General features: G+C 65.9%; 15 protein-coding genes. 10 read left to right on the top strand and 5 right to left on the bottom strand.

Annotated elements, in window-relative coordinates:
• Complete coding sequence (locus tag ACTXG5_RS14105; protein WP_445159409.1) at nucleotides 1-870, bottom strand: LLM class flavin-dependent oxidoreductase; 870 nt, start codon at nucleotides 868-870, stop codon at nucleotides 1-3.
• 70 nt (nucleotides 871-940) lie between these two features.
• On the opposite strand from ACTXG5_RS14105, the gene ACTXG5_RS14100 reads away from it, so the two are divergent.
• From ACTXG5_RS14100 to ACTXG5_RS14080, 5 genes are read left to right on the top strand one after another with little or no spacing between them, the layout of a single operon-like run.
• Nucleotides 941-2005, top strand: a complete 1065-nt coding sequence (locus tag ACTXG5_RS14100; RefSeq protein ID WP_445159408.1) for an acyl-CoA dehydrogenase family protein — start codon at nucleotides 941-943, stop codon at nucleotides 2003-2005.
• The gene (locus tag ACTXG5_RS14095; RefSeq protein ID WP_445159407.1) at nucleotides 2002-3132 is read left to right on the top strand and encodes an acyl-CoA dehydrogenase family protein; all 1131 of its coding nucleotides are present in this window, start codon (nucleotides 2002-2004) and stop codon (nucleotides 3130-3132) included. The genes ACTXG5_RS14100 and ACTXG5_RS14095 overlap by 4 nt, the downstream gene beginning before the upstream one ends.
• Before the next feature lie 2 nt (nucleotides 3133-3134).
• Nucleotides 3135-4283, top strand: coding sequence for an acyl-CoA dehydrogenase family protein (locus tag ACTXG5_RS14090; protein WP_445159406.1), 1149 nt, complete (start codon nucleotides 3135-3137; stop codon nucleotides 4281-4283).
• A complete protein-coding gene (locus ACTXG5_RS14085; RefSeq protein WP_445159405.1) occupies nucleotides 4280-5218 on the top strand; it encodes an acyl-CoA dehydrogenase family protein in 939 nt (312 codons plus the stop codon). The genes ACTXG5_RS14090 and ACTXG5_RS14085 overlap by 4 nt, the downstream gene beginning before the upstream one ends.
• Nucleotides 5215-6714, top strand: coding sequence for a class I adenylate-forming enzyme family protein (locus ACTXG5_RS14080; protein ID WP_445159404.1), 1500 nt, complete (start codon nucleotides 5215-5217; stop codon nucleotides 6712-6714). Before ACTXG5_RS14085 ends, ACTXG5_RS14080 begins: the two co-directional genes overlap by 4 nt.
• 55 nt (nucleotides 6715-6769) lie before the next feature.
• Here the strand turns inward: ACTXG5_RS14080 and ACTXG5_RS14075 are convergent, their stop codons facing one another.
• On the bottom strand, nucleotides 6770-8200 hold the full coding sequence (locus ACTXG5_RS14075; protein ID WP_445164210.1) for an MFS transporter: 1431 nt from the start codon (nucleotides 8198-8200) through the stop codon (nucleotides 6770-6772).
• Between the two features lie 304 nt (nucleotides 8201-8504).
• Here ACTXG5_RS14075 and ACTXG5_RS14070 point away from each other — a divergent pair, with 304 nt between their 5' ends.
• The 5 genes from ACTXG5_RS14070 to ACTXG5_RS14050 all read left to right on the top strand — a co-directional run bounded on the left by ACTXG5_RS14070 (nucleotide 8505) and on the right by ACTXG5_RS14050 (nucleotide 14601).
• A complete protein-coding gene (locus ACTXG5_RS14070; RefSeq protein WP_445164209.1) occupies nucleotides 8505-9332 on the top strand; it encodes a YmdB family metallophosphoesterase in 828 nt (275 codons plus the stop codon).
• 184 nt (nucleotides 9333-9516) lie between these two features.
• On the top strand, nucleotides 9517-10545 hold the full coding sequence (locus ACTXG5_RS14065) for a hotdog fold thioesterase (protein WP_445164208.1): 1029 nt from the start codon (nucleotides 9517-9519) through the stop codon (nucleotides 10543-10545).
• Nucleotides 10546-10621: 76 nt separating this feature from the next.
• Nucleotides 10622-11827 carry an amidohydrolase family protein gene (locus ACTXG5_RS14060; RefSeq protein WP_445164207.1) on the top strand — a complete coding sequence of 402 codons (1206 nt, stop codon included), beginning with the start codon at nucleotides 10622-10624 and terminating at the stop codon, nucleotides 11825-11827.
• A gap of 203 nt (nucleotides 11828-12030) precedes the next feature.
• Nucleotides 12031-12462 carry an anti-sigma factor antagonist gene (locus ACTXG5_RS14055; RefSeq protein WP_445164206.1) on the top strand — a complete coding sequence of 144 codons (432 nt, stop codon included), beginning with the start codon at nucleotides 12031-12033 and terminating at the stop codon, nucleotides 12460-12462.
• A gap of 174 nt (nucleotides 12463-12636) precedes the next feature.
• Entirely contained in the window at nucleotides 12637-14601 is a 1965-nt protein-coding gene (locus ACTXG5_RS14050) for a SpoIIE family protein phosphatase (protein ID WP_445164205.1), read from the top strand.
• A gap of 17 nt (nucleotides 14602-14618) precedes the next feature.
• Here ACTXG5_RS14050 and ACTXG5_RS14045 read toward each other — a convergent pair whose 3' ends face one another.
• The 3 genes from ACTXG5_RS14045 to ACTXG5_RS14035 all read right to left on the bottom strand — a co-directional run bounded on the left by ACTXG5_RS14045 (nucleotide 14619) and on the right by ACTXG5_RS14035 (nucleotide 18093).
• On the bottom strand, nucleotides 14619-15854 hold the full coding sequence (locus ACTXG5_RS14045; protein WP_445164417.1) for an acyl-CoA dehydrogenase family protein: 1236 nt from the start codon (nucleotides 15852-15854) through the stop codon (nucleotides 14619-14621).
• Between the two features lie 11 nt (nucleotides 15855-15865).
• Nucleotides 15866-17008 carry an acyl-CoA dehydrogenase family protein gene (locus ACTXG5_RS14040; RefSeq protein WP_445164204.1) on the bottom strand — a complete coding sequence of 381 codons (1143 nt, stop codon included), beginning with the start codon at nucleotides 17006-17008 and terminating at the stop codon, nucleotides 15866-15868.
• Nucleotides 17009-17127: 119 nt separating this feature from the next.
• Nucleotides 17128-18093 carry an alpha/beta hydrolase gene (locus tag ACTXG5_RS14035; protein WP_445164203.1) on the bottom strand — a complete coding sequence of 322 codons (966 nt, stop codon included), beginning with the start codon at nucleotides 18091-18093 and terminating at the stop codon, nucleotides 17128-17130.
• Nucleotides 18094-18098: the final 5 nt, after the last annotated feature.

Below are 18098 nucleotides of genomic sequence, written 5' to 3'. Positions count from 1 at the left end.
CTACGACGCGGGGAACGCCTTGATCACCGTTTCGCCGAACTCGTGCAGGGATTCCGGGTTCGCGAAATCGGCGAACCAGACGTAGAAGCGCTCGACCCGCTGGGCGGCCAGACCCGCGAAGTGCTGGGTCAGCTGGTCGGCATCGCCGCAGACCAGCCCGGAGCCTAGGTTGCCGAATCGACGAGTGCTCACCTCGCGCACAGTGTCGGGGTCGGCGCCCGACCGGGCGAAGCCGATCATCTGCTGAACCGAGATCCTGGCGCTTCCCGCTGCCGGGGCCAGCTTGGGCAACCGATCGATGTGGTTGGCCTGCAGGTTCCACCAATCCGCGTAATTGCGAACGAGTTCCATGATGCGGGGTCCGCTGCCACCCAGAACCAGCGGTATCGGATGGTTGCGCCGCGGCAACTGAACCGCGTCGTCCTCGTCGGAGGCCTCTTTGGTTTCATCGCCCCAGTACTGCCTGATCAGGGCCAGGTGACGCCCGAGCTGCTGAACGCGGGCCACCGGATCCTGCTGACCGACATCGAATCTGGTGAACTCGGCGGGCCAGGATCCCGACCCGAGGCCCAGATCGAACCTGCCGTCCGAGGCGTCCGACAAGGTGACGGCTTGCTTGGCGAGCACGGCGGGATGCCGAAAGGCGTCGCACAGCACCAGATGACCGATGCGCAGCCGCTCGGTCTTGGCCGCCACCCAGGTGGCGACGGCCATTGCCTCCCAAATGCTTTCGCCGGGCAACCCCGGCGCCTCGAGATGATCGATGAATGCCATCCCGTCGAAGCCACTGGCCTCGGCATGGCGGGCCCGCTCCGTGATGTCGCCGACCGACAACCGCACCTGCGGCAGGAACAGATACCACTCGACCATGCGCCCACCTAGGCTCGTCCCGATTGCAACAGCGTCGCTAGTTTACTATCTTTATTATGTTAGGGGTCTTATGGATGTCGGACTGACTTCGGATCAGCTGTCGCTGCGTGACACCGTGCGCGACATCTTGCGCACCGAATGTCCTCCCGATGCCGCCCGGCAGGCCCTCACGGATCCGGATCGCTGGCGCAGTCTGTGGAAGACGGTAGTCGACCTCGGTTGGACCGAACTGGCCGCACCCGGCGACGGCGACTACGGACCCGTCGAGCTGGCAGTGGTTCTTGAGGAGTGCGGCGCTGCGCTGGCGCCAATTCCGTTGCTCAGCAGCGTCGGGCTGGCCGCGGGCGTCTTGCGTGCGTGCGGGCTGGACGCGGTGCTCACCGAGATCGCCGGCGGGGTCGTGGCCACGCTGGCGGTGCACGCCAAAGGATCTCGGCTGGGCGGGGCACCGATGACGTTGCGCCACGGACGGGTGCGCGGGCGCGCGGTCGCGGTCCCCAACGTGTCTCGGGCAGACCTGATCGTCACGCTGGCCAAGTCCCTCGACGGGTACGTGGCCGTGGCAGTCCGCGGCGGCGACGGCGTGACGATCCTGGCGGGCGAGTCAACCGATCCCGCCCAACCGGTGGCCGACGTCGAGATCGACACCGAACCCTTGGCCTCCGCGCCCGTCGACCTCGAATCCGCGCTGACGGCACCGTTGGTGGCCGCCGCCGCCGATCTTCTCGGCGTGGCCAGCGCCGCCTTGCACCGCTCGGTGGAGCACGCGAAGTCGCGCCGCCAGTTCGGTGCGCCGATCGGGGCATTCCAGGGAATCAAGCACGCGCTGGCCGACAACTACGTCGGCGTGGAGCGCGCCCGCAGCCTCACCTACGCGGCCGCGGCTCGCCTCGCCGATCCGAACACCGCACCCGCGGATGCCTGGACCGCCGCGGCGCTGGCCAAGGCGGCGGCCGGCGACGCAGCGGCCAGCTGTGCGCGTACCGCGGTCCAGGTGCACGGCGCGCTCGCGCAGACCTGGGAGCACGACATACACCTCTACGTCCGGCATGCCTGGCAGGGTGCGGCGCTGTTGGGTGACAGTCGCGCGCTCTACCACGAGGTCGGCTGCCGCTTCCTCGGAGGCGCCGCATGACAAGCGCAACGACTCCGTCCGAGGTGGTCGCCGAGTTCGTCGACTGGCTGGCGGCGTTCCTGCCGGACGACTACTACGAGAACTACCGCCGGTATCGGTGGGATATCCCGCTGCGCCGCGATTACCAGCGGGCCGCCTTCGAGGGCGGGTGGCTGCAGCCGACCTGGCCCCGCGAGCACGGTGGTCGATCGCTGGGCTTGCGCGACGCGATGGAGATCCGGATCGAAGGCGCGCTGCGGTCGGCGCCCAAGCTGCCCAACATTCAGGGGCCCGGCGTCGCCGCGCCCGGTATCCGCCAGTTCGGCACACCCGCCCAGATCGAGCGTCTGCTGGTGCCCGTGCTTCGTGGCGACGAATGGTGGGCACTGGGCATGTCCGAACCGGAAGCCGGATCGGATTTCGCCGGCCTGCGCACCCGTGCCGAGCGCGACGGTGACGTATTCCGGGTCAACGGTCACAAGATCTGGACCACGCAGGCTCACGAATCGCGGTGGTGCACGTTATATGCACGCACCGATCCCGACGCGCCGAAGCACCGTGGCATCTCGTGCCTGATCCTGGATCTGCAATCCCCAGGCGTGCGGATCGAACCCATCCGTATGTCGTCGATCTCCGATGAGACCTTCTGCGAGGTCTTCCTCGACGACGTCGAGGTCCTCGCCGAAAACCTGCTGGGACCGGTGAACGGCGGCTGGAACGTCGCACTGTCGTCGCTGCACCACGAGCGCCAGATGATCTGGATCATGAACTGGGTCGAGATCAAGCGCGGACTCGACGCCGTGCGCGGGGCACGTCATGGCGCAGCCGAGGACGGCCAGGATCTGTGCGCAGAACTCGGGTCGCTACTCGCCGACGCCGAAGCGCTACGGGCCACCGGATACCGCGCGCTGGGCAACGAATTGGCCGGGCGGCCCAGTCCGGAAGCCGACATCATGAAGCTGCTTGGATCGGTTACTTTGCAACGGGTTTGGGAACTCGCGGCCGCCGCCGAGGGAGCGCGCTCGGCCAGCGATCCGGATCTGCTGTTCGAACGCCAGGACGCGCTTGCCGCCACGATCTACGGCGGAACGTCGGAGGTGCAGCGCAACATCATCGCCGAGCGACTGCTCGGGCTGCCGAAGGGATAACGATGGACTACGACCTCGGTGACGACGCCGTCGAACTGCGACACCGGCTGCGGGAGTTGATCGCCAAACACGTCCCAGCTGATTTTCTCGGCGCCTGCACCGAGGATCCGGAGGACCTGGCCACCACGGAGACGTTCTGCAAACTGCTGGCCGCCGAGGGACTGCTGGCGCTCGCCTGGCCGAAAGAGCATGGCGGCGGCGGTGGTTCGGTCTGGCAGCAGACGGTGCTGCGCGAGGAGATGTGGGCTCAGCACGAGCCCCGGGGTCCGCAGTACATGGGGGTCAACTGGGTCGGTCCGGCCTTGATGCGCTACGGCACCGAGGAGCAGAAGGCCAAGCACCTGGCGGCCATCGCTTCCGGTGATGTCATTTGGTGCCAAGGCTTTTCCGAACCAGAAGCCGGATCCGACCTGGTGTCGTTGCGCACGCGAGCGGTGCCGGACGGGGAAGGTTGGCGCATCACCGGCCAGAAGGTGTGGACGTCGTATGCGCAGATGGCGTCGTGGTGCGTACTGGCGACGTGCACCGATCCCGATGCCCCAAAACACAAGCGACTCACGCTCTTTCTGATCCCGATGGACCGTGAGGGTTTCACGGTACGGGGGATCCCATCGATGCTGGGCCCTCATCACCTCAACGAGATGTTCTTAGACGACGTGCCGGCGTTCCCCGGCGACGTGCTCGGTGAGCCGGGTGACGGCTGGCGCGTGATGCGCGAAGCGCTCGCGTTCGAACGCGTGGGCATCGCGCGCTACGCGCGCTGCGAGTCGCTGCTGCATCGAATGCAGAGCGAGCTCGGCGATGACTGGGACCAACTACCCGAATCGCTTCGGGCCAGGTGGGTCCGGGCACTTGTCGACCTACGAGTGGCCAGGCTGCTGGCCTACCGCGCCGTGTCGCTGCAGGACGATCCCTCGGCCGGTGCGGCGGCCAGCGCCGCGCGCATCGCCACCACCACCTGCGACCAGCAGGTCGCCGAGCTGCTGTTCGACGTGCTGGGCCCCACCGGGCTGGACAGCGGCACGTCAGCGGCACTGCACGGGGCGATCGAAGACCATTGGCGCTACGCACAAGCGGCCACCGTGGCATCCGGCACCATCGAGGTGCAGCGCATGCTGGTAGCACGAGACGCTCTGGGAGAACGCCGATGAAAACCACACTGCCACAAGATATTAGCGACTTCGCGGCGGTCGCGACCAAGCGATTCGACCGGCTGGGCGGACCGCAGGCCGCGGTGCGGGCCGAGACCGACGACAGCGTTCGGGACGCCGCGCGGGGTGCCCTGAGCGAGCTCGGTGCGTTCGAGCTCGATGTTCGGTCCGGGCCCGACGACGTGCTGGCCGCGGCCGTGCTGTGCCAAGCCGCCGGGGCGCACGCGCTGCCCTATCCCCTGGTCGAAGAGTTGCTGGCCATCGACGGGGCCCGGCTCGCCCTGGTCAACCCCGAGGCGCCGCGCATCGACCACGGCGATCTGCCCGGCGACTGGATCGCCGCCGACCTCGATGGCAACCGGTACCAGCTGCAGCTGGCGTCGCGGACCAACGCCAAACTGGGACCCTTCCTGGTGCCGGCCTCATTAAGCGCACCCGACGGGACAGTCCCGGCCGCCGACGTTAATCTTCATCTCGTGCTGGGGTCATGGCGGATTCTGGGAGCAATGCAGCGCTCGCTGCAGATCGTCACTGAGCATGTCCAGGCCCGCATCCAGTTCGGCAAGCCGCTGGCGGACTTCCAGACCGTCCGGTTCGCCGTCGCGGATGCCTCGGTCGCGGTACGCGGACTGCACGAGCTCGCGAAATACACCATTTGCCGACCGGAATCGCTGCCGGTGCAGGTGCATTCGGCCGACGCGCTGGTGCTCCGATTCAAAGCCACCGACACCGCACGGCAAGTGCTGCGCACCTCCCACCAATTGCTGGGCGCCTTGGGCTTCTGCGACGAGTCTGACGTCAGCGTGCTCGACCGGCACACCCAGCCGCTGATCCGGTTGCCGCTGGGCGCCGAGGCGCTCGGGCTGCGCCTGATTTCCGACGTCCGCGACGGTTCCCTGGAGACCCTGTTCAGCGAGCCGGTGAAATCGGCGTGAGTCAGGTCGAACCGCTCGAGTCCCAAGCGCCCAACCCATTCGAAGACGGCATCCCGTTCGGCACCAAACTGGCCGAACTCGCTTCGGAGCGGCACGACGACGCCGCCGTGACCAATATCGCGCTCGACGGCACCGCCCAGGCGTTGACCTTCGGTGAGCTCGAAGCCCGCGCCAACCAGTGGGGCCGGGCCCTGGCTGCCGCCGGCGCACAGACGGGTTCCCTTGTTGCACTGGCGATTCCAAATTCACAGCATCTGGTACTGGCCACCCTGGGCTGCTGGAAGATCGGCGCGGTTCCGATTCCTATGCACTGGGATCTGCCCGAATGGGAGCGAGACCGGGTCCGCGAGGTGATCAACCCCGCCGTCGTCGTCGACGAACGGACCCGCTGGGACCTCGAGACGCGCGCGGCCGGCGAATCCCGGGAGGCGCTGCCCACCGCCGTGTCTCCCACCGCCAACGGAATCTGCAGCAGCGGTTCGACCGGCGTACCCAAGGTGATCCTCAACCTGGCGCCGTCGCTATGGATTCCCACACAGGGCGAACCGTTCATGGCGAACTGGACACCGGTGGCGCAGCCACAGACCATCATGGTGCCCGCGCCGATGTATCACACCAACGGCTTCGCGACGTTTCTCTTCCTATTGTCCGGCGACCACCTGGTCATACTCGAAAAGTTCGATGCGGCATTGGTTTTGGACGTGATCGAACGTTATCGGATCACCAACTTCACCGCCACGCCGACGATGCTGGCGCGCATCGCGGCGCGACCCGACGTTCGGCAGCGCGACTTGTCCAGCGTCGTCTTCGTTCTGCAGGGCGCCGCGGTGATGCCGCCCTCGCTATTGCATACCTGGTTCGAGCTGCTAAGTCCCGAGCAGATTGTGACGGCGTACGGCATGACAGAGAATCTCGGGCTCACCGCGTTGCGCGGCGACGAGTGGCTGGCTCACCCCGGCAGCGTCGGTCGCGGCTTCCGGGACACCGAGATCCGAATTCTGGACGCCGACAAAAACCCGGTACCCACCGGTGAAGACGGCGACATCTACCTGCGGGCGCCGATGAGCGCGGGATATCGCTATCTCGGCGGGGCGCCGCCGCTGCCTTCGACCGACGACGGCTTTCGCTCGGCCGGCGACATCGGCCACGTCGACGAGGATGGCTTCCTTTACCTCGTGGACCGCCGGGTCGACATGATCGTGAGCGGCGGCGCCAATGTCTTTCCGGCAGAAGTGGAGTCCGCGCTCGCCGGTCACCCCGGCATCGCCGACGTCGTGGTGATCGGGCTCGCTGACGAGCGGTGGGGACGCCGGGTCCATGCCGTGGTGCAAGCCGCCGAGGGAGCATCGCTCACCGAACAGCAGGTGATCGAGCACGCCAAGAGCCGGCTGGCGCCGTACAAGGCCCCGAAGACGGTCGAGTTCGTCGACGCGATTCCCCGCACGGCGGCGACCAAGGTCAATCGGTCGGCGATGATCGCCTCCCGCGGCGGGTGAGGGTCCTACCCAGATAGCGCTTCGTGACGGCACACGCGGAGCGCGGTACCGGCGCTCAGGCCTTATCTGCCACAGGTGTGCGCAGTCCGCGGCGCATCGCATCGCTGGCGGCGTCCAGCGGCACCCTCGACGGGTCGCGCAGCACCAGCGTCGCCACACCCGCGAGCAGAAAACAGATTCCCGCCAGCAGGGTCGTCGCGCGCAGCCCGAATCCGCTGAGCACCAACGGGATCGTGAGAGCGCCGATGAAACCACCCACTTTGCCCAGGCAAGACGACAGGCCGTGGGCGGTGCTGCGCACCGTGGTCGGATAGCACTCCGCGCCGAGCAGGATCAGCGCGTAGTTCGGTCCGAACGCGGTGCCGAACAACGACAGCCCGTATACGGCTGCGAACAGGGTGACGTCATGCGTGAGACCGGGAATGGCGGTGATCAGCAGCATCGACACCGCGCACAACGCCAGCCCCGAGATCTGCAAGGTGGTGCGGCGCACCCGGTCCACCACGGCCAATCCCGCCAGCGCGCCCACCAGAGCAAAGCAGATCACCAGCACGGCGTTGATCGCCACATTGGTGATGTTGTTGGTGGACGGCGAGATGCCCTTGATCAGCAGCGGCTGGCTCACCGCGTTGCCGTAGGTGGCGATGTTGAAGAAGAACCAGCTGCCTCCGGTGCCGATGAGCGTGATCAAAAAGGCGCGGTTGGTCAGCACCTCGGAGAGTCGCACCCTGACCCGGGCCTTGCCTGCGGCGCCGGCAAGCGGGGATTTCGCCGAGAACGACGACAGATCGCTGTGGGCACGTTCGCGGTCCTCGGCGACCCGAAGCGTCCATCGCGGCGACTCCGGCATGTGCCTGCGGTTCCACAGCACCAGCAGCGCCGGCAGCGCGCCGAGGCCCAGGATGAGTCGCCAGGCCAGATCCGGCGGCGTTCCCACGGCCAGGATCAGCAGTGACGCAAGATAGCCGGCGACCTGCCCCAGCGAGAAGAACAGGAATGCGAAACTGACCAACCGGCCTCGATTGAACCGATTGGCGTACTCGGTGGTGATGACGCTGGATGCCGGGTAATCGCCGCCGATACCGATGCCGAGGATGAACCGCGCGACCAGCAAACAGGTGAAATTCGGCGCGAACGCGGACAGTAGCGCACCGACCACCATGATGGCGGCTTCGAGGCCGTACACCGTGCGGCGGCCGAGCAGATCGCCAAGCCTGCCGAACACGAATGCGCCGATCGCCACGGCCAGCAGTGCCGAGCTGGTCAGCAATCCCACCTGCCCGGAGCTCAGTCCGAACTCCGGCTTGACTAGCAGGATGACGGTGCCGATGACGTTGAGGTCGTAAGCGTCCGTGAAAAAGCCGGCGCCCGCGGTTGCCGCCGCTTTGAGGTGGAACAAGCTCAGCGGGGCGTTGTCGAGGGTTTCTTCGATCGGGTCGGCCGGTGTCAGGGCAGCGGGCTCATCAGCATCCAGGGTCTGCGTCATCTATTACTCCTTGATGGTGAAGCGTCGGATACCTCCTCAGTTACGAGATCGATGCGACCGCGAAACCGAACACCGTTTACGCGCGAATTAATAACGGGATAACGTGCCTGCCCGTCAGCTGGATGTGTGTCCTGTGTCTTAGACGCAGGTCACAACCTGGTTATTCGGTGAATGTGTCGTCAGATAAACCACTGTGCTTAACCGCGGCTTTCTGTGGTGGCCACTCGTGGTGCGTAGACCGATTGGCCATCAAGGAATGTCGGCCCGGATTCGCCGGGCCGCCGGAGGAAGGCGGGAGCGGTCGGTGCAACGCGTACTTTTTCTCGGGGATGTTGTCGGTCCGGCTGCGGTCGACTACGTCTGTGAGCGGATGCCCGGACTGCGTGAGCAGTACCGGGTCGACCTGGCGGTGGTCAACGCAGAGAACGCACAGCGCAGCGGGCCACAGATCCGCACGGGTTTCGGGCTGACGACCGAGGTGGCCGAACGCCTGCTGGAGTCGGGTGTCGACGTCATCACCGGGGGCAACCACTCCTGGGACGGGGAAATGGCCGAGGTGGAAAAGGTACTCGCGCACCCGAAGGTATTGCGTCCGTTCAACATGCCCGACGGCGTGCCGGGGTCCGGGGTACTCCAATTGAGCGTCTCGGGCTCCGATTTCACCGTGGTCAACTTGATGAGCAAATCGGCCGTCGCCGAGCCGACTCCCTTGTTCTTCCGATGGCTGACCGACCCGCAGCACGTCGCGCCAGTGTGGCCGGCGTGGCAGTCGATCGACCGCAGCGGTGCAGTGATCGTGGATTTCCATGGGTTGAGCATCTTCGAGAAGCAATCGTTCGCCCACGCCGTTGACGGAACTGCGGCGGCGGTGCTGGGCACCCACACCCACGAGCCCACGCTGCCGCTGCACCTGCTGCCCGGGGGCACCGCGCTGGTCACCGATGTCGGGATGACCGGTGCCACTGGCGGTGTCATCGGTATCGATCCGGCGCACTGGGTGGCCGAGATCCGCGGCGAGGACTACAGCGCATTGCCGCCTTATCAGCTGGCATCGGGGCCGATGGCCATGGGTGCGGTGCTGCTCACCATCGACGGAACCCGTTGCACCGGGATCAAGCGGGTGCTCAGCTGAAGTCGCTGCCCCCATCGACAGCAAACTCAGGAAGCGTCCTACGAGAACCCGAACCTAGCGATCCGTCCGGTCCCGCGGCGGCCCGGGACGCGCCGCCCCGGCCGGCCCCACGCGACGCGACGGTCCGCGCGGTAACCTCATTCTCGAAGCGCACGCATGCGCTACGGAAGGGGACCCAGCGCTCATGACCGCCCCCAATGAGGAAGCCGAAGTTACCCGCGGAGACCGCTTCATCAAGACAGCCGTGGAGATCCTGGGCGAGACCGGACGCACCGACTTCACGGTGCAAGAGGTTGTCGCCCGCTCCAAGACCTCGCTGCGGGCCTTCTACCAGCATTTCAGCAGCAAGGACGAGCTGCTGCTCGCGCTGTTCGACCGAACCATTGCGCAATCGGTGGTGATCTGGCGCGCCGAGACCGCCGGTCTGGACAGCACGTCCGCACTGAAGCTGTTGATCGACCGCATCAGCCAGCAACCGGAATCAAGCACCCAGGACAGCCTCAATCGGGCATTGGGGCTTTACAACCAGCATCTGGCCGAGACGCGTCCCCGCGAATACGCCCGCGTGCTGTCGCCGTTGCATCAGCTGATTCGCGACGTCGTGGGCCAAGGCATCACCGAGGGAGTCTTCAACCCGGGACTCGACGTCGCGGCCGCGGCCGCGATCGCCATGCAGACGATGGTGGGAGCGCAACGGTTGCATTGGCTGGGCACCGAATTGAACGGAAAACCGGTCGACGCCGGACAGCTGTACGACTTCCTCAGCCGCGCGCTGGGCATTGGAGACACCGACGACGAAACGAGCACGCCTTCGCTGGCCGAGTTGTTCGCGCAGATAGGCATGCGCGCGGGCTCGCGCAATGGCGAATTCGCGATGACGATGCCGGTAAGTCCGCATGTGGTCAACACTTCCGGGGCGCTGCAGGGCGGCTTGATCGCCACCCTCGTCGATGTCGCGGGCGGGCAGTTCGGGCTCGATTATCTGCAGCCGGGCACCACCATGACGACTGCCGATCTGTTCGTCCGCTACCTGCGGCCGATCCGGCAGGGCGCCGCACTGGCGGTGCCCAGGATGCTGCGGGCCGGCCGGCGGGCGATGGTCATGCAGATCGACATTTACGGCGAAGGCGATGACGAAGTCGCCGCGACGGCGACGGTGAATTTCGCCATCATCAACGGCGAGACACCAACTGGTCTCCGGGCGGACATCTAGCCCCGGTGCATATTGTTGTGCACAAGTGGTAACGTCATTACCACCTTCCGAGAATCCAGCCTTCAAGGAGATCGCCATGCCGTCTCGCGAGCTTCCGTTCCCCGTGTTCGACGCCGACAACCACATGTACGAGCCGCAGGAAGCGCTGACGAAGTTCCTCCCGGACAATCGCAAGCGCGTCATCGACTACGTGGAGGTTCGCGGCCGCACCAAAATCGTGGTTCGCGGCCACATCAGCGAATACATCCCCAACCCGACCTTCTCGGTCGTCGCCAAGCCGGGTGCGCAAGAGGATTACTTCCGCAACGGCGCGCAAGGCAAGACCTACCGCGAAATCCTGGGTGAGCCGATGAAGTCGATCCCAGCCTTCCGCGAGCCCGGCGCGCGCCTCGAGGTCATGGATGAGCTCGGCATCGACTACGCCCTGATGTTCCCCACGCTGGCCAGCCTGGTCGAAGAGCGCATGAAGGACGACCCGGAGATGACCCACGACGTCATCCACGCGCTCAACGAGTGGATGCATGAGCAATGGTCGTTCAACTACCAGGACCGCATCTTCGCCACCCCGGTGATCACTCTGCCGATCGTCGAGCGTGCGCTCGAGGAACTCGAGTGGTGCCTGGAGCGCGGCGCCCGCACCGTGCTGGTCCGCCCGGCGCCGGTGCCCGGCTACCGTGGCAGCCGGTCATTCGGCCTCGAGGAATTCGACCCGTTCTGGCAGGCCTGCATCAAGGCCGGCATCCCTGTCTCGATGCATGCCTCCGACAGTGGTTACTCCGAATTCGCCAACGTCTGGGAGCCGGGCGACGAATTCCTGCCGTTCAAGCCGACCGCCTTCCGGAGCTTTGCGATGGGCCACCGGCCAATCCTGGACGCGATGGGCGCCCTGGTCTGCCATGGCGCCTTGTCCCGCAACCCCGAGCTGCGCATCCTGTCCATTGAAAACGGCGCCGACTGGGTGCCGGACCTGTTCAAAGGCCTCAAGGGCGTCTACAAGAAGATGCCGCAGGCATTCAGCGAGGACCCGGTCGAGGCCTTCAAGCGCTGCGTCTACATCACGCCGTTCTGGGAGGACCGGTTCACCGAGATCGTCAACATGGTCGGCACCGACCGGGTGATGTTCGGATCCGACTGGCCGCACCCCGAGGGCCTGAAAGACCCGATCACCTTCGTCGACGAGCTGGCCGACTTCAGCGACGAGGACAAGGCCAAGATCATGGGCGGCAACCTGATGGAGCTGATGAAGGTGTCCAAGCCGGCCAAGAAGCCGGTCTCCGCCTGATCCGGCACTGAACATCGCCCGCCTCTGAGCGACATACCGTTGTCGCTCGGAGGCGAGCACTGTCTGTCCTGGTCAGGACGAGGGCTATAGACGCAGCCTTCTGCCTTGCTATAGAAAAGAAGCCTCCCTCCGAAGAAGGATGTCGTCAGACGTTGACCGGTATCCAGCACGGTCTCGCCGCCGCGACCGGTTAGGAGCGCACGATGAACCTGGCTCCGGTCGAGTCATCAGTGACCAGAGTGACACTTAGCGCGCGGCTGGTTTCCGAACTCGGCGATCCGCACAGCACGTTGAGGGCGGTGACCCAGCGCAGCGGCCCCGTGGTGATCATCCGCGCGGGTGGTGAGGTCGACGCCGCCAACGAGCACACCTGGCGTCAGCTGGTCGAAGAGGCGGCCGCGGTCGCTACCCCACCGGGCCCTTTCCTCGTCGACATCAATGGGCTTGATTTCATCGGTTGCTGTGCGTTTGCCATCCTGGCTGCCGAATCAGAACGCTGCCGCAGTCGCGGCGTCGCGCTGCGCCTGGTGAGCTGCGACCCCGGCGTTGCCCGGGTGATCCAAGCGTGCAATCTCGGCGGCGTATTACCGCTGCATCCGACCATCGATACCGCGCTGGCCACGACAGTTGCGTGAGAGGGGCCCCTCGCCTGCCGGCAAACTCACCAGCCGTTAGCAAACTGATGCAGCGGGCACTCGCCAGCCATTGCTAATCTAATTACTTGCGTGTGTCGAATAGACCCGCGCATCCTCAGATTTCTCGGTCCGAGAGGAAAGGTCCGCGGGAGGCTCCGTAGGAGGGACGGCCATATGGTGGCCGAAATGGACTGGGACGAAACTGTCGGTACGGCAAGCGATGTGCGCCGCACCTTCGAGAAAGTCCCCGCGATGCTGATTGGCCTGGAAGGGCCCAAGCATCGCTTTATTGCGGCCAACGCGGCCTACCGCGCCTTGAATCCAGGCTTCAGCCCGGTGGGAAAGCTGGTTCGCGAGGTCTATCCCGAGCTGGAGAGTCAGCAGATCTTCCAGATGCTGGACCGGGTGTATCAGACCGGCGAGCCGCAGTCCGGGGCGGAGTGGCGCCTGCAGGCCGCCTTCCACGGGTCCGTGGTCGAGGAACGGTACTTCGACTTTCTCGTCACGCCCCGCCGCCGACCGGACCGATCGATCGAGGGTGTGCAAATCATCTTCGACGACGTCACAAGCCGCGTACAGGCGCGATTGGAGGCCGAGGCGCGCATCGAGGAGCTGGCGGAGCGTTACCGCAACGTCCGCGATTCGGCCATCGTCATGCAGCAGGCGCTGCTGGCCGCATCTGTGCCCGTCGTTCCCGGGGCCGACATCACCGCGCAGTACCTCGTCGCCACCGAGGACACCGCGGCCGGTGGCGACTGGTTTGATGCGATACCCCTCGGGGATCGGTTGGTGCTCGTCGTGGGCGACGTCGTCGGCCACGGCGTGGAAGCCGCGGCGGTGATGTCGCAATTGCGCACCGCGCTGCGGATGCAGATCTCGCAGGGCCACACCATCGCCGAAGCACTCGAGGCAGTCGACCGCTTCCATGAGCAGGTACCGGGATCGAACTCGGCGACTTTGTGCGTCGGCTCGCTCGATTACGCGACCGGCGAATTCCAGTACTGCACCGCCGGACATCCGCCGCCGCTCTTGGTGACCGCCGAAGCGACCGCACGCTACGTGGAACCTTCGGGCGCGGGTCCGCTCGGCAGCCGCGTCGGGTTTCCGCTCCGCACCGAGGTTCTCGGCGTCGGCGACTCGATCTTGTTCTATTCCGACGGCCTGATCGAACGCCCCGGCCGGCCGTTGGGCGCCAGCACCGCAGAATTCGCCGACCTGGCCGCCAACATCGCCGGCGGCATCGGCGGGTTTGTCATCGATGCACCGGCGCGAACCATCGACCGCATCTGTTCGGAGACGCTCGAATTGCTGCTCCGCTCAACCGGTTACAACGATGACGTCACATTGCTTGCGGCACAACGCCGCACTCCCCCGGCGCCGCTGCACATGACGCTGGACGCGACGATCCACGCCGCACGTGCCGTCCGCTCCAGGCTTCGCGGTTGGCTCTCCGAGATCGGCGCCGAAGCCGACGACATCTCCGACGTGGTGCACGCAATCTCAGAGTTCGTCGAGAACGCGGTCGAACATGGTTACGGCACCGAAGTTCCGGATGGTGTTGTCGTCGAGGCATCGCTGTCCGGCGATGGCAACCTGCATGCCGCGGTGACCGACCGTGGACAGTGGAAGGATCACCGTGAAGGCGAACAGGGTCGTGGGCGCGGACTTGCGATGGCCGAAGCTTTGGTTTCCGAGGCGCTCATCACGCGTGGCGACAAGGGAACGACTGCCAGCGTGACGCACCGTCTGTCACGGCCGGCCAACTTCGTCACCGACACGATCGTCAGCCGGGCGACCTACCGGCGTGCCATCGACAACGAATTCGTCTCACTCGTCCGCAATGCCGGCCACATCGTGGTGAGCGGTGACGTCGACTCCACCACCGCGTCCACGCTGGATCGCCAGATCGCGGTCGAAAGCCGTTCGGGCATCGCACCTTTGACGATCGACCTCAGCGGGGTCACCCACCTTGGATCCGCGGGTGTCAGCGCGCTGGCCGCCGCCCGTGACCGGGCCCGCAGACAGGGCGGCAACTTTATGCTGATCGCCCCGCCCGGAAGCCCCGCGCATCACATCTTGTCGATGGTTCAGATACCCGTCGTCAGCAGTGATAGCGAGAACGTCTTCGCCGAAGATTAGCGCGGACCAGACCGCGATCAGCGGGTCTGGCCGTGCCGCACCTGATTGAACGCCACCCCGCGGTCGGCAGCGTATTCGCGCGGAAAGCCCAGCACCCGCTCCCCGATCACGTTGCGGGCCATTTCCGTTGTGCCACCACCGATGGCGACATTCTGCCGAGACAGGTAGCGCAGCCCGGTCTCCAGGCCTTCACCGATCTCCCCTACCGCTGACGCGGCTCCCGAAATGGCCAGCGCGGTGTCCATGTCCAGCGTCACGGTCTCGGAGTGGAACAGCCTGATGAGCGTCCCGGCGGCCGGCGGCAACACACCGTCCCTGACATTGCGGAACACGTGATCGATCAGCTGCTCGGCCACCGCCCGGTGCACGAGCACGCGGCCCGCCATCTCGCGCACGCGCTCGTTGTCGGCCTGTCCCGTCTTTTCGGTAAGGCCAACGTAGTCAACGGGACTCGAATTGCCGCCCTCGCTGCCGCTGCCGCTGGCGAACTCTGAACCCTGCCCGACCGCCCGCCGTTCGTGATACAGCTGCCGCGACGCCACCGCCCAACCACCATTGACGTCGCCCACAACGGCGTCGTCGCCGACGTCCACCCCGTCGAGGAACTCCTCGCAAAACTCAGTGGAACCGCTGAGCATGGTGATGTGGCGCAACGTGATTCCCGGATGATGGATCGGCACCAGAAACATGGTGAGCCCTTCGTGCTTGGGCACATCCCAGTCGGTGCGGGCCAGACATAGTCCATAGTCCGCGGCGAACGCACTCGTGCTCCAGGTCTTGGCGCCGTTGATCACCCAGCGGTCGCCCTGGCGTTCGGCGCGGGTGATGACGCCGGCCAGATCCGAGCCGCCGCTGGGTTCACTCAACAGCTGTACCAACACTTCATCGCCACGCAGCGCCGCGCCGATGTGCAGTCTCTTCTGGTCTTCGGTGCCAGTATCGAGCAGCGTCGCGCAGCAGATGGTGAAGGTCGGGGTATTGAGGATCAACGGCATTTCGTAGCGGAGCGATTCGGCGTCGAACGCCTTCTGGTATGCGTAGTCCAGACCGAGACCGCCATACTCGCGCGGAAAGCAGATGCCAGCGAATCCGCCTTCGTAGAGCCGCTTTTGCAGCTCCCGGGCCCTCTTCCAGGCGTCCTCGTTGTCGCGCGGTGCGGGCGGTGGCGACTCGGGATCGATCGCCGGCAGATTGTCCGCCAACCACGCCCTGGCACGAGCGGCGAACTCTGCGACGGATTCCGTCGGCGTCATCTGGTCTTGCGTCATTTTGCGGAACGGCCGGCTTTCTCTGACTCATACACCCGCAGGTTGTGCTCCTCCGGCGTGCCGAATAACGAGCGGTACAACGCAACTCGCCTCAGGTAGAGGTGCAGGTCGTGCTCCCACGTGACGCCGATACCGCCGTGCATCTGTACGCAACCCTGCACGATCCGCCCCGCCATCTCTCCGACGTAGGACTTGGCGATGCTGGCCGACAAGCCTGCCGTCGGTGAGCGGTCAGCAACGTCGGCGACCGCGGCGCCCGTGGTGGCACGGCAGGCCTCCAGCCACAGCTTCATGTCCGCGAAGCCGTGTTTGAGCACTTGGTACGACGCCAGCGGGCGGCCGAAAGTATGCCGGTCCAGCGCCCACTGGACGGTGAAGTCGAACACCGTTTGCAGGACGCCGACCACTTCGGCGCACTGCAGCACCTGAGCGATCTGGCTCTGCCGGTCAATCAGCGCGGCGGTCTCGGCGGCGTTGCCGACGGCCGCGGACGCGTCCACATCCACCCCGTCGAAGTGCACTCGCGCATAGTGCTTGACCAGGTCGACTGACTGTTGAGCCTCGATCCGGACGCCCGGCGCGTCCGTCGGCACCAGGAACTGACGAATCTGATCGCCACATCGCGCCACCACGAGCAGCAGGGCACTCTGGGCGCCGGCCTCGACGCGGTCCTTGGTGCCGTCGATGCGGTAGCCGGCACCGGTCTGGGTGGCGGTCGCTGACGGGTCCAACGGCGCCCACCCGCGGCCCGGCTCCGAGACCGCCCAGGACGCCACGGTTTCGCCGGAGATCAGCGACTCGATGACGGCGGCGTGGCTTTGCGCGTCGGCGCATTCGGCGAGCGCGGTGAGCACGACACTGACCGGATACAGCGGTCCGGGTGCCACTGTCTTGCCGAGTTGTTCGGCGACCATGGCCAGATCCGCGAGACCGCTCTCCGAGACGCTGCCGCCGCCCAACTCCTCCGGAAGGAGCAAGCCCGTCCACCCGAGTTCGGCGGCACGCCGCCACCAGGCCGGATCAAAGGAAAGGGCCGCCGCGTGCAGCTCCCGGACACGACTTAGCGGCACTTCCTTCTGCAGAAAGGATTGCGTGGTCGAGACGAAAAGTGTCTTTTCGGGAGAGTCGACGGCGGTCATGATGCCGACAGACCCTTCCTGAACATTTGGTCGCCGCCGCCAAGAATCACGTTCTCGATATTAGCAAACGCCACTACCGTAAGAGATACCGGAGTTCAGTCGATAATCCGATCCAGCCGCTACATGGCGAACACACGGCGCACCGACTGCGCATGCAAAGCCCGGTTCTCTTGTGAGACAGCCCAATCCGGCACCATCGAATCGAAGCCATTGAATGTCGCTGCGATGACGTGCAATTCGGTGTGGACGAAGGCATGCAGGAGCCGATTGGCATAGTCGATGGCTTCGTCGCGACACGGGTCGATCTCGGAGCAGCTGATGAACGTGGGCGGCAGCCCCTCCAGGTTCGCCCGGTGCGCCGGGACGTGTTGACCGCTGGCGCTGTCAGAGCCGAGGTAGTGGCCCCACGCGCGACTCACCGCGGGACCGTTGAGTCCGGGCGTGCGCTGAAACTCGCGCCGCGACGGCGTGGCGTCGCTGTCGAGCATCGGCTGGTGCAGGATCTGCATGAGGATCTGTGGACCCTCGTTGTCGAACATGCGCTGGGCCAGGGCCGCGACCAGGGCGGCACCCGCATCCCGCCCCATCACCGCGACGCGGCTCGGATCCGCGTCCAGCTCGGCGCAGTTCCGAATGGCGTAGTAGAAGCCCGCCTCGACATCGTCGAGCGCCGCCGGACACGGATTTTCCGGTGCCAGCCGGTAGTCGACCGAGACCACCAGGCAGCCGCCCTCGCGCGCCAGTTCCACGCACTGCGCGTGGTCGCTGTCCAGGTTGCCGGTCACGAAGCCGCCGCCGTGCGCGTACAAAAGCAAGGGCGCTCCTGCGGCGCCTTTGATACCGCCCCGGTAGCAGCGAAGGTTCAGCTGCTGGCCACCCGGACCGGAGATGGAGCGCGATTCGACGGTCACGCCATCGGTGTCGACTACCGCTGCACGCTCGGCGGCCAGCCGGTTGGCGTGCTCTCGCTCGGCGCCCAGCGTCTCGGCACGGAATTCGACGATGCCCAGCTCGCTCGCGGCATCGCGCAGCACCGGGTCGATGCGGTTAATACCTTGCGGGCGGGTCAGATCCGTTTGCGTCATACCCT

Source organism: Mycobacterium sp. Dal123C01, from assembly GCF_052566995.1.
This window is presented reverse-complemented; position numbering and strand designations above follow the sequence as displayed.

Coding starts and splice junctions, on each gene's coding strand:
- ACTXG5_RS14035 (WP_445164203.1), bottom strand. CDS start 18,093: ATGACGCAAACGGATCTGACCCGCCCGCAAGGTATTAACCGCATCGAC.
- ACTXG5_RS14065 (WP_445164208.1), top strand. CDS start 9,517: ATGACCGCCCCCAATGAGGAAGCCGAAGTTACCCGCGGAGACCGCTTC.
- ACTXG5_RS14100 (WP_445159408.1), top strand. CDS start 941: ATGGATGTCGGACTGACTTCGGATCAGCTGTCGCTGCGTGACACCGTG.
- ACTXG5_RS14105 (WP_445159409.1), bottom strand. CDS start 870: ATGGTCGAGTGGTATCTGTTCCTGCCGCAGGTGCGGTTGTCGGTCGGC.
- ACTXG5_RS14040 (WP_445164204.1), bottom strand. CDS start 17,008: ATGACCGCCGTCGACTCTCCCGAAAAGACACTTTTCGTCTCGACCACG.
- ACTXG5_RS14075 (WP_445164210.1), bottom strand. CDS start 8,200: ATGACGCAGACCCTGGATGCTGATGAGCCCGCTGCCCTGACACCGGCC.
- ACTXG5_RS14050 (WP_445164205.1), top strand. CDS start 12,637: ATGGTGGCCGAAATGGACTGGGACGAAACTGTCGGTACGGCAAGCGAT.
- ACTXG5_RS14045 (WP_445164417.1), bottom strand. CDS start 15,854: ATGACGCCGACGGAATCCGTCGCAGAGTTCGCCGCTCGTGCCAGGGCG.
- ACTXG5_RS14090 (WP_445159406.1), top strand. CDS start 3,135: ATGGACTACGACCTCGGTGACGACGCCGTCGAACTGCGACACCGGCTG.
- ACTXG5_RS14085 (WP_445159405.1), top strand. CDS start 4,280: ATGAAAACCACACTGCCACAAGATATTAGCGACTTCGCGGCGGTCGCG.
- ACTXG5_RS14055 (WP_445164206.1), top strand. CDS start 12,031: ATGAACCTGGCTCCGGTCGAGTCATCAGTGACCAGAGTGACACTTAGC.
- ACTXG5_RS14060 (WP_445164207.1), top strand. CDS start 10,622: ATGCCGTCTCGCGAGCTTCCGTTCCCCGTGTTCGACGCCGACAACCAC.
- ACTXG5_RS14095 (WP_445159407.1), top strand. CDS start 2,002: ATGACAAGCGCAACGACTCCGTCCGAGGTGGTCGCCGAGTTCGTCGAC.